At 75.6% G+C, this 12693-nt stretch carries 2 protein-coding genes; both read left to right on the forward strand.

From position 1 onward, the window contains the following. Positions 1-7703 (forward strand): SDR family NAD(P)-dependent oxidoreductase (locus ABZZ20_RS34860; RefSeq protein WP_356876690.1); only part of this gene is annotated, 7703 nt, incomplete at its 5' end. 57 nt (positions 7704-7760) lie between these two features. Beyond that, complete coding sequence (locus ABZZ20_RS34865) at positions 7761-12671, forward strand: type I polyketide synthase (protein WP_356876692.1); 4911 nt, start codon at positions 7761-7763, stop codon at positions 12669-12671. Positions 12672-12693: the final 22 nt, after the last annotated feature.

Genomic DNA, 12693 nt, shown 5'->3' on the forward strand with positions numbered 1-12693 from the left:
GGCGGACCGTACTCATCCACTCCCGGCCCCAGGACACCCTCCCCGACACCCCGTGGCTGCTGCACGCCGAAGGCCTCCTCACCGCCGCACCCGCCACCGTCAACGCCGACCTCACCGCCTGGCCGCCGGCCGGCGCCACTGAGGTGCCCGTGGGCGACGCGTACGAGCTGCTCCAGGGGCGCGGATATCACTACGGGCCGGTGTTCCAGGGGCTCAAGGCCGCCTGGCGCCAAGACGACGTGGTCTTCGCCGAGGTCGAACTGCCCGAGCAGGCCCACGAGGACGCCACCCTCTTCGGACTCCACCCCGCCCTCCTCGACGCGGCCCTGCACGGCTCGCTGCTGGACGAGGGACCGGACGGCGATTCCGGCGTCCTGCTGCCGTTCGCCTGGAAGGGCGTGCGCTTCCACGCCGTCGGCGCGACGCAGCTGCGGGTGCGGATCGCGCCCTCCGGCACGGACAGCATCACGCTCGACGGCGCCGACGCGGACGGCCTGCCGGTCTTCTCCGTCGAGTCGCTGGTCTCGCGGCCCGCCGCCGTGCCCGCCGCGGCCACCGCTCACGCCCCGGACGGGGCGCTGTTCACCGTCGAGCTGCAGCCGGTGCCCGTTGCTGCCGCCGCCCCCGCCCCGCTGACCTGGGGATCGTGGGAGGCGGACGACCGCACCCGGCCCGCGCCGGACGTCCTGGTCTTCGACGGCTCGTCGCCGGCCGTCGGCCCGGACGGCGAGGCGGACGGCGACACCCCCGCGCTGGTGCACGCGGCCACGGCCCGCGCCCTGGGCGTCGTACAGGAGTGGCTCGCGGACGAGCGGTTCGCCGAGTCCCGCCTGCTCGTGGTCACCCGCGGCGCGGTCGCCGCGCCCGGGGAGACCGTCACGGACCTGGCCGGTGCGGCGGTACGGGGCCTGATGCGGTCTGCCCAAGCCGAGAACCCCGGCCGGATCGTGCTCGCGGACCTCGAACCCGGCTCCGCGCAGACCGCGGTGGACCCGACCGTGATCCTGGCCCCGGCCGAGCCCGAGGTCGTCGTCCGCGGCGGTGCGCTGCTCGCCCCGCGGCTGGTCCGCGCGACGGCCGTCGCGACCACCGGCGCCCCGGCCGGCGCTGCGGCCCTTGCTCCGGCCGGCGCCGCGGCTAAGGAAGCGCTCCGCTTCGACGCCCCCGGCGCCGTCCTCCTTGCCGGTGGCACCGGCACGCTGGGACGCCTGGTGGCCCGCCACCTCGTGACCGAGCATGGAGCCCGCCAGCTCCTGCTGGTCAGCCGCCGCGGCCCGCAGGCCCCCGGCGCCGCCGCCCTGCACGCGGAACTCACCGAACTGGGCGCCGACGTCACCCTCAGCGCCTGCGACCTGGCGGACCCGGACGCGGCGCGCGACCTGCTCGCCCGGCACCCGGTGTCCGCGGTGGTCCACCTCGCCGGAGTCCTCGGCGACGTCACCATCGGCTCGCTCACTCCGGCCCTGCTGGACGAGGCGCTGCGCCCCAAGGTCGACGCCGCCTGGAACCTCCACCAGCTGACGCGGGACCAGGACCTGTCCGCCTTCGTGCTGTTCTCCTCGGTCGCCGGCGTCCTCGGCAACCCCGGTCAGGGCAACTACGCCGCGGGCAACGCCTTCCTGGACGCCCTCGCCGCCCACCGCCGCGCACAGGGGCTGCCCGGCCAGTCGTTGGCCTGGGGCCTGTGGGCCACCGAGGGCGACGGCGGCTCGGTCAGCGGCGACGGCATGGCCGAGGAACTGAACGCCACCGACCTCCAGCGCATGCGCCGCTCCGGGATCGGTGCGCTCTCCGCCGCCGACGGACTGGCCCTCTTCGAGGCCGCCACCACGTCGGCCGACCCCGTGCTCCTGCCGCTCGCGCTCGACCTCGCCGCCCTGCGCGCCGCGGACGAGCTGCCCGCGCAGTTCTCCGCCCTGGTCCGCCGCAGGGCCCGCTCCGCGGCCCGCGCCGGCGACCGTACCGCCACGCCGGGCCAGGAGCTCGCCGCGCTGCCGGACAAGGAGCGGCGCCGCGCCCTGCTGGAGCTCGTCCGTACGCAAGTGGCGTCGATCCTGGGGCACGCCTCCACGGTCGAGGTCCGGCCGGACCGCGCCTTCAACGAGCTGGGCTTCGACTCGCTCACCGCGCTGGAACTGCGCAACCAACTCACCACCGCGACCGGGTTGCGGCTGACCCCGACGCTCGTCTTCGACCACCCCAGCGCCCAGGCGGTCGCCGAGCACCTCGACGCGCTCCTCGCGGGGTCCGCCGCCGCTGCGGGCACCTCGACCGCAGCGGGGACGGCCGGTACGGCGGCCGACGACGACCCGATCGTCATCGTCGGCATGGCGTGCCGCTACCCGGGCGGCGTCCGCTCCCCCGAGGAGCTGTGGAGCCTCGTCGAGGACGGGGTCGACGCGATCACCGAGTTCCCGGTCAACCGCGGCTGGGACCTCGACGGGCTGTACGACCCCGAGCCGGGCACCCCCGGCAAGGTGTACGTGCGCCACGGCGGCTTCCTGCACGACGCCGACGAGTTCGACCCCGCCTTCTTCGGCATGAGCCCCAACGACGCCCTGACGACGGACCCGCAGCACCGGCTGCTGCTGGAGGTCGCATGGGAGGCACTGGAGCGCGCGGCGATCGACCAGACCTCGCTGAAGGGCACGTCGACCGGCGTGTTCGCCGGCATCATGTACCACGACTACACGGGCAACAGCGCCGCCGGCTCGCTCGGTTCGGGCCGCGTCTCCTACACGTTCGGCCTCGAAGGCCCGTCCGTGACCGTCGACACCGCCTGCTCCTCCTCGCTCGTCGCCCTGCACCTGGCGGCGCAGGCGCTGCGCTCCGGCGAATGCCCGCTGGCACTCGTCGGCGGCGTGACCGTGATGTCGTCCACGGAGACGTTCGTGGAGTTCTCGCGGCAGCGCGGCCTGTCCAAGGACGGCCGGTGCAAGTCGTTCTCCGCCGCGGCCGACGGCGCCGCATGGTCCGAGGGCGTCGGTGTCCTCGTCGTCGAGCGGCTCTCCGACGCGCGCCGCAACGGCCACCGGGTCCTCGCCGTCCTGCGCGGCAGCGCCGTCAACCAGGACGGCGCGAGCAACGGGCTGATGGCGCCGAACGGCCCCTCCCAGCAGCGGGTCATCCGCCAGGCTCTCGCCAACGCGGGTCTGTCGGCCGCCGACGTCGACCTGGTCGAGGCGCACGGTACGGGCACCACCCTCGGCGACCCCATCGAGGCGCAGGCACTGCTCGCGACGTACGGCCAGGACCGCGGCGACGCGGAACCGCTGTGGCTGGGGTCCGTCAAGTCGAACATCGGGCACACGCAGGCCGCCGCCGGCGTCGCCGGAGTGATCAAGATGGTGCAGGCGCTCCGGGCCGGCGTCATGCCGAAGTCGCTGCACCTGGACGAGCCGTCGCCCCAGGTCGACTGGGAGGCGGGCGCGGTCCGGCTGCTCGACGAGGCGCGCGCGTGGCCCGTGTCGGACCGACCGCGCCGGGCCGCCGTGTCGTCGTTCGGCATCAGCGGCACCAACGCGCACGTCATCCTGGAAGCCCCCGCGGTACTCGACGCCCCCGCGACCCCCGCGACCCCCGCGACGCCCGAGGCGCCGGAGGCACTCGCCGCGTCCGCCGCGCACGTCGCCGCCGTACAGGAGTCCGCCCCGCCCCGTCCGGTGCCGTGGCTGCTGTCCGCGCGGGACGCCGAGGGTCTGGAGCGCCAGGCCCGCCGCCTGCTGATGCACTTGGACGCCCGGCCCTCCGCGACCCTGCACGACGTCGGCTACTCGCTGGCCACGGCCCGCACCGCCATGGAACACCGGGCCGCGCTGATCGCGACCGACCCCGAGCAGGCGCGTCGGGCCCTGGCCGCGCTCGCGGACGGAGCCCCCGCCGCCGTGCCCGCCGTCCGGGCCCGTACCGGCGCCCTCACGGCCTTCCTGTTCTCCGGGCAGGGCGCCCAGCGCCCCGGCATGGGTCGTGAACTGCACGCCGCCCACCCGGTGTTCGCCGAAGCCTTCGACGCCGCCACGGCAGAGCTGGACCGGCACCTGGACCGGCCCCTGCGCGAGGTCGTCTGGGGCGAGGACGCGAAGGAGCAGCTCAGCCGCACGGTCTACACCCAGACCGGGCTGTTCGCCTTCGAAGTCGCCCTCTTCCGGCTCCTGGAGTCCTGGGGTGTCCGGCCGGACTTCCTCGCCGGCCACTCCATCGGTGAACTGGTCGCCGCCCACGTGTCCGGCGCACTGTCCCTGGCCGACGCGGCGAAGCTGGTGGCCGCCCGGGGCCGGCTGATGCAGGCCCTGCCGGCGGGCGGCGCCATGATGGCCGTCGAGGCGTCCGAGGACGAGGTCCTGCCGCTACTGACCGACGCGGTGAGCATCGGCGCGGTCAACGGCCCCCGCTCGGTGGTCGTATCGGGCGCCGAGGACGCCGTCCGCGCGATCGCGGACCACTTCACCGCCCAGGGCCGCAAGACCTCCCGGCTGCGTGTCTCGCACGCCTTCCACTCGCCGCTGATGGACCCGATGCTCGCCGAGTTCGGCGCCGTCGCCGCCGAACTGTCCGTGGCCCGGCCGCAGGTCCCGCTCGTCTCGAACGTGACCGGTCGGATCATGACCGCCGAGGAGATCGCCGACCCGCAGTACTGGGTCCGCCACGTCCGCCAGGCCGTCCGCTTCTGCGACGGCGTGCGGGCCCTCGCCGACGCCGGTGCCACCGCCTTCGTCGAGGTCGGCCCGGACGCCGTCCTCGCGGGCCTCGGGCCCGCCTGCCTCGCCGACGCCGACTCCACGGGCGCGACGTTCCTCGCCCTGTCGCGTCGCGACCGCGACGAGGAGCACACCCTCGTGATCGCCGTGGCCCGGGCCCACACCCACGGCGTCCCGGTCGACTGGCACGGCTTCTTCGCCGGCAGCGGCGCACAGCGGATCGACCTGCCGACGTACGCCTTCCGGCGCGACCGCTTCTGGGCCCTCGACGAGCGCCACGCCGGGGACGTCGGTTCGCTCGGCCTCGACGCCGTGGACCACCCGCTGCTGAGCGCGGTCGTCCCCGCGCCCGGCACGGGCGGGGGCACCTTCACCGGCCGCCCGGCGCGGTCCGCCCAGCCCTGGCTGGAGGACCACGACCTGCTGGGCACGGTGGTCTTCCCGGCCACCGGATTCGTGGAACTGGCCCTGCGCGCCGGGGCCGAGTTCGGCTGCGAGCGGCTGGCCGGTCTGACGCTGCACGCCCCGCTGCCGTTGCCCGAACAGGGCGGTGTCCCCCTCCACGTGGTGGTGGGGGCGCCCGGGGAGGACGCCCACCGCACGGTGAGCGTGTACTCCCGCACCGCGGAAGGCGACGCCGGCCAGGACGCCGCGTGGACCCTGCACGCCGAAGGCACCCTCACCGAGCGCACCGCAGGGGCCGCCGCTCCCGCCGACCTGTCGGTCTGGCCGCCGGCAGGCGCCGCCCCGGTCGCGGTGGCCGACGCCTACGAGCGGCTGCTCGCCCGCGGCTACGGGTACGGCCCCGTCTTCCAGGGCCTTCGCGCGGCCTGGCGGCGCGGCGACGAACTGTTCGCCGAGATCGCCCTGCCCGGCGCCGAAGGCTCCGGCGACGGCGTGGCCGACCGTTTCGTGGTGCATCCCGGACTGCTCGACGCCGCCCTGCACCTCGACCGCCTCGACCGCCTCGACACCCCGGGCACCGACCCGGCGGTCGGGTCCCCGGTGGCCACGGCCTCCTGGTCCGACGTCCAGGTGCACCGGACGGGCGCCACCGCCCTCCGGGTCCGGCTCACCCAGGACCCACAGGGCACGCTCACCCTCGAAGCGGCCGACGAGAACGGCCGTCCCGTCCTGTCGGCGGGCGCCGTCACCCAGCGGACCGTATCGGCGGACGAACTGCGCACCGGCGAGGCGGCCGGAGCCCTGTACCGGGTGACCTGGAGCCAGGCCCCCACCGGCGCCGCCGTACCGCAGGAGGCCCTCGCCCTGTTCGAGTGCCCGGCACCCGACGGGTCCGCCCGGTCCGGGCCCGGAGCCGGGGTCGACCCGGCCGCCCGGGCCGGCGCCGTGGCCCGGGCGACGCTGACCCGGCTGACGCAGTGGCTCTCCGAGGAACAGCCGTCCACCGCGCCCTTGACCATCGTCACCCGCGGCGCCGTCGCGGTCCGCGACGACCAGGGCGTCGACCTCGCCCAGGCCCCGGTCTGGGGTCTGGTACGGGCCGCCCAGAGCGAGCACCCGGGCCGGTTCGTCCTGGCCGACCTCGACGACACCGAGGCCTCCCGGCAGGCGCTGCCCGCGGCCCTCGGCAGCGGCCTCACCGAGTTCGCGATCCGCGCCGGCACCGTCCTCGTGCCCCGGCTGGTCAAGGCGCCCGCCCCGCAGGGCGACGGGCCGTCGCCGGCGGCCGGCACGGCCCTGGTCGTCGGCGCCACGAGCGCCGCCGGCGCCGCCGCGGCACGCCGCCTGGTGACCGAGTACGGCGTCACCCGCCTGCTGCTGACCCGTACTCCGGGCGCCGCGGGCGCGGAGCCGCACGACGCGGACCTCCCGGCGGACCTCGCAGACTTGGCGGACCTCCAGGTGCGGACGGTGGTCGCCGACTGCGACCCCGCGGACCGCACGGCCCTGGCGGCCCTGCTGTCCGGTATCCCCGCCGAGCACCCGCTCGTCGCGGTGGTGCACGCCGACACCGACGCGCCGGCCGCCGCCGCCCTCGCCGACCCCGCAACCGGCAGCGACCTGGACGCCGTGCTGCGACGCACCGTCGACGCGGCCTGGAACCTGCACGAGCTCACCCGGGACGACCGCCTCGCGACTTTCCTGCTGCTGTCCTCCTCCGCCGGGCTGATGCACGGCGCCGGACGGGCCGCCCGGGCCGCCGCGGCCACGTTCCTCGCCGCGCTCGCCCGGCACCGCCGCACCCTCGGACTCGCCGCCACCGCCCTCGCCCTCGGGCCGTGGGAGAGCGCCGCCGAGCCCGCGGACCAGCGGAACCTGCTGGCCTCGCTCGGTCTGCCCGCCCTGCCCGCCGACCGCGGACCGGCCCTGCTCGACGACGCGCTGCGCACCGACGGGGCGGACCTGGTCGCCCTCGACCTCGACCGGGCGACCCTGCGCTCGGCCACCGTCCGGGTGCCGGCCGTGCTGTCCGGGTTCGTACGGACCCCCGGCGGCCGGCAGGGCCGCGGCGGCGCCGACGAGGCCGACCAGCTGCGGCGCCGGCTGACCGGCCTGGACGCGGAGGACCGCGACCGGGTGCTCCTGGACGTGGTGCGCACGCACGTCTCCGGACTGCTCGGCCACGCGGCGGCCGACGCCGTGGCCGCCGACCAGTCCTTCCAGGAGCTCGGCTTCGACTCGCTGGCCGTGGTCGAACTGCGCAGCCGACTGGGCACGGCCACCGGGCTGGCGCTCCCGGCGAGCCTCGCGTTCGACTTCCCGACCTCGCGGGCCGTGGCCGGCTACCTGGGCTCCGCGATCCAGCCCGACGACAACGACGGAACCCAGGCCCTGGGCGCGGCCTTGGACCAGTTGGACGCGGCCCTCGCGGCCGTCGCCGGCGACGCCGCCGACCCGGCCCGGATCACCGCCCGGCTCGAAGCGGTACTGCGCCGCTGGCAGGACACGCGCACCACCGAACCGACCGACCTGGAGCAGGACTTCGAGGCGGTCACCGACGACGAACTGTTCGAGGCACTGGACCGGGAGCTCGGGCTCTGACCCGCCACGACCCCAACCGCCGCGATCCACAGTTGGCTTCAGATTGGTTGACTTCAGATGCCTGACCAGGACAAGCTCCGCGACTACCTCAAGCGCGCCACCGCCGACCTGCAGAGCGCCAAGAGGCGCCTGCGGGAGGCCGAGGCCCGCGAGCACGAGCCGATCGCGATCGTCGGGATGAGCTGCCGCTACCCCGGCGGGATCGTCTCCCCCGAGGACCTGTGGGAGTTGGTGGCCTCCGGCAGCGACGGCATCACCGGCTTCCCCCTCAACCGCGGCTGGGACGTCGACGGGCTGTACGACCCGGAGCCGGGGACGCCCGGGAAGTCGTACGCCCGCGAAGGCGGCTTCCTGCACGACGCCGACCGCTTCGACGCCGACTTCTTCAAGATCAGCCCCAAGGAGGCGCGGGAGACCGACCCCCAACAGCGCCTGCTGCTGGAGACCTCTTGGGAAGCCCTCGAACGCGCCACCATCGACCCGCTCTCCCTGCGCGGCAGCCGCACCGGCGTCTACGCGGGCGTCGTCTACCACGACTACCCCTCCGACGGCGGGATCGGCGGCCTCGGCAGCATCGCCTCCGGCCGGATCTCCTACACCCTCGGCCTGGAGGGCCCCGCGGTCACCGTGGACACGGCCTGCTCCTCGTCGCTGGTCGCCCTCCACTGGGCGATCAAGGCCCTGCGCGCAGGCGAATGCAGCCTCGCCCTGGCCGGCGGCGTGACCGTGATGGCGACGCCCACCTCCTTCGTCGGCTTCAGCCAGGAACGCGGCCTCGCCCCCAACGGCCGCTGCAAGTCCTTCGCCGCGGGCGCAGACGGCACCGGCTGGGGCGAGGGCGTCGGCATGCTCGTCGTCGAACGGCTCTCCGACGCCCGGCGCAACGGCCACCCCGTGCTCGCCGTCGTCCGCGGCAGCGCCATCAACCAGGACGGCGCGTCCAACGGCATCACCGCCCCCAACGGCCCCTCCCAGCAGCGGCTGATCGAGCAGGCCCTGGCCGGCGCGCAGCTCACCGCCGACCAGGTAGACGCCGTAGAGGCGCACGGTACGGGCACCACCCTGGGCGACCCGATCGAGGCGCAGGCGCTGCTGGCCACCTACGGCAAGGGCCGCCCGGCGGACCGGCCGCTGTGGCTGGGCTCCATCAAGTCGAACATCGGCCACGCGCAGGCCGCCGCCGGAGTCGGCGGCGTCATCAAGATGGTCGAGGCGATCCGCCACGGCATCCTGCCCAAGACCCTGCACGTCGACGAGCCGACCCCCAAGGTGGACTGGTCGGCCGGCAACATCAGGCTGCTCACCGAGGCCGTCGCCTGGCCCGACCACGGACGTCCGCGGCGGGCCGCCGTCTCCGCCTTCGGCCTCAGCGGTACCAACGCGCACGTCATCATCGAGTCCGCCCCCGCCGAGGACCCCACCCCGTCCGAGGACACCGCCCCCGCGCTGGACGGCTCCGCGCAGGACGCCGCCGGCGCCGCCCCGGACGCCGCGACCCCGGCGCTCCTGCCGCTGTCGGCGAAGACCGCCGACGCCCTGCGAGCCCAGGCCGCCAACCTGCTGGACCACCTGGCCGCCCGGGACGCGTCCGGCGACGCGACACCCGTACGCGACCTCGGCTTCTCGCTGGCCACCACCCGCGCGGCGCTGGAGCAGCGGGCCGTCCTCCTCGCCGCGGACCGCGAGGAGCTGGTCCGCGGGCTCACCGCCCTCGCGGAGGGCGAGGTCCCGGGCGGCGCCGCCCGGGACCTCGCCGAACCCGACGTCCGTACCGCCTTCCTCTTCTCCGGCCAGGGCGCCCAGCGCCTGGGCATGGGACGCGCACTGCACGCCGCCTTCCCGGCCTTCGCGCAGGCCCTCGACGAGGCCGCTGCCGCCGTCGACGCGCACCTCGACACCCCGCTGAAGGACGTGATGTGGGGCGCCGACGAGGACCTGCTGAACCGCACCGCCTACGCCCAGCCCGCGCTCTTCGCCGTCGAGACGGCCCTGTTCCGGCTCGTCCGGTCCTGGGGCCTGCGCCCGGACCTGCTCGCCGGGCACTCCATCGGCGAGATCACCGCGGCCCACGCCGCCGGCGTCCTCGACCTCGCCGACGCCGCCCGCCTGGTCACCGCCCGCGGTCGCCTCATGCAGGCCCTGCCCGCGGGCGGGGCCATGGCGGCCGTCCAGGCCACCGAGGAGGAGGTCCGCCCCCACCTCACCGAACGCGTCGGCATCGCCGCGATCAACGGCCCCCGCTCCGTGGTCGTCTCCGGGGAGCAGGACACGGTCCGCGCGCTCGCCGCCCACTTCGCACGCGAGGGCCGCAAGACCAAGGAACTGCGGGTCTCCCACGCCTTCCACTCGCCGCTCATGGACCCCATGCTGGAGGACTTCCGACAGGTCGCGCAGAGCGTGACTTGGCACGAGGCCCGCATCCCCGTCGTGTCGAACCTGACGGGCAGGCCGGCCGAGCCCGGCGAACTGCAGAGCGCCGACTACTGGGTGCGCCACGTCCGCGAAGCGGTCCGCTTCGGCGACGCCCTGCGCTCCCTCGAAGCCGACGGCGTCCGCATCTTCCTCGAACTGGGCCCCGACGCCGCGCTCACCCCGATGGCCGGCGACTCGCTGACGGCCGGAGCCGCCGTCGTCGCCCCCGCCCTGCGCCGCGGACGCGACGAGGAGCGCACGCTGCTGGCCGCCGTCGCCCGGGCGTTCGCCCGCGGCGCCACCCTGGACTGGCAGGCCCTCTTCGCCGACCGCCCGGCCCGCCGACTGGCGCTGCCGACGTACGCCTTCCAGCACCGCAGCTTCTGGGCCGACAGCGTCCCGGCCACCCCCGGCCTCCTCGCCGCCGGCCCCGCCACCACCGCGGCCGACCCGGCCGACACCGCCTTCTGGGAGGCCGTCGAACACGCCGACGTCGACACGCTGGCCGACCGGCTCGACATCGGCGCCGAACCGCTGCACGAAGTGCTGCCGGCCCTGTCGAAGTGGCGCCGTCGCCACCACGACGCGTACACCCTCGACTCGTGGCGTTACCGCGTGGTCTGGCAACCCGCCCAGAACGGCCCGCCCACCGCGGCCCCGAGCGGCACCTGGCTCGTCGCCGTGAGCCCCGAATCGGCCGCCGACCCGCGGGTCACGGCCGTGCTCACCGCCCTCGCCGACGGCGGCGCCACCACCGAGACCATCGAGGTGGACGGGCAGGACCGCGCCCGCCTCGCCGACACCCTCCGCACGCACACCGCAGCCGGGGTGCTGTCGCTGCTCTCCCTCGACCAGCGGCCCCACCCCACGCACCCCACCCTCACCCGGGGCCTGGCGGCCACGATCACCCTGGTGCAGGCGCACGGCGACGCCCACCTCACCGCCCCCCTGTGGGTGGCCACCTCCGGGGCGGCGGCCGTGGCCGGCTCCCACGAGGTCACGGACGTCGCACAGACCCCCCTGTGGGGTCTGGCCGGCGGCCTCGCCCTCGACCTCCCGCAGACCTGGGGCGGCATCGTCGACCTGCCCGCCGACCTCGACGCGGGCAGCGCACGGCACCTGTGCTCCCTGCTCACCGGCGCCTCGGGCGAGGACGCGGTCGCGATCCGCCCGCAGGGCGTCTTCGTACGCCGCCTCGTGCGCGCCCCCCTCGCCGGCCGGGCACCCCGGCGCACGTGGCAGCCGCACGGCACCGTCCTCATCACGGGCGGAACCGGCGGCCTCGGCGCCCACGTGGCCCGCACGTTCGCCGCCGAAGGGGCGCAGCACCTCCTACTGACCAGCCGCCGCGGCAGCGCCGCCGCCGGCACGGACGAACTGGTGGCCGAACTGGCCGCCCTCGGTGCCCGCGTGACCATCGAGGCCTGCGACGTCACCGACCGGGCCTCCCTGACCCGCGTCCTGGACTCCGTACCCGAGGACCAGCCGCTCACCGCCGTCGTCCACGCCGCCGGGGCGATGCAGCGCATCGCCCCGCTCGCCGACCTCACCCTCGAAGAGTTCGCCGAGGTGGGCCACGCCAAGGTCGCCGGAGCCGTCCTCCTCGACGAACTGCTCGCCGACCGGCCGCTGGACGCGTTCGTCCTCTTCTCCTCCGGCGCCGCCGTGTGGGGCAGCGCCGGACAGAGCGCCTACGCCGCGGCCAACGCCCACCTCGACGGCCTCGCGCACCGGCGGCGCGCCCAGGGCCGCACGGTGACCTCCGTGGCCTGGAGCTCCTGGGACGGCGGCATGGTCGACGCCGAGCTGAGCGCCATGATGCGCCGCATCGGCGCGCCCGCCATGAAGCCCTCCATCGCGGTCGGCGCCCTGCGCCAGGTCGTCGAGCACGACGAAAGCCACCTCGTGGTCGCCGAGTTCGACTGGGAACGCTTCGTCCCGACGTACACGTTGGCCCGGCCCCGCCCGCTGCTGGACGCACTGCCCGACGTACGTGCGATCCTCGACGCAGCCGCCGCCCCGGCAGCGGCCGGCGGCGGCACCGCCCTGGTGGCCGAACTGGCCGGCAAGCCGGCGGCGGAACGCACCCGCGCCCTGCTCGACCTGGTCCGCGGCAAGGTCGCCGCGCTGCTCGGCTACGACTCCCCGGCGGAGCTCGAACCGACCCGCGCCTTCGAGGACCTCGGCTTCGACTCCGTCGCCGCGGTCGAACTGCGCGCCCGGCTCAGCGAGGCGACCGGCGCGAACCTCCCCAGCACCATGGTCTTCGACTACGCGACCCCCGCCGCGCTCGCTGCGTTCCTGCACACCGAGCTGTTCCAGGACGGCGACGCGGGCCCGGCCGACGTCCTGACCGAACTGGACCGCTTCGAGAAACTCGCCGCCTCCCTGGACATCGAGCAGATCCGCGCCAGCCGCATCACCTCGCGGCTCCAGACCCTGGTCGGCAGGCTCACCGACCTCCAGGGAACCGGCGAAAACGTCCGCGACCAGCTCGAATCCGCCTCGGCGGACGACGTCCTCGCCTTCATCGACAGAGAACTCGGCCTGGCCTGACCGAGCACGTTGCCGACACATT

The sequence above is a fragment of the Streptomyces sp. NPDC006430 genome (assembly GCF_040612395.1).
In the GTDB taxonomy this organism is placed as follows: Bacteria; Actinomycetota; Actinomycetes; order Streptomycetales; family Streptomycetaceae; genus Streptomyces.

Excerpts from the sequence above, each read along its gene's own strand:
- ABZZ20_RS34865 (WP_356876692.1), top strand. The coding sequence starts at position 7,761 with ATGCCTGACCAGGACAAGCTCCGCGACTACCTCAAGCGCGCCACCGCC.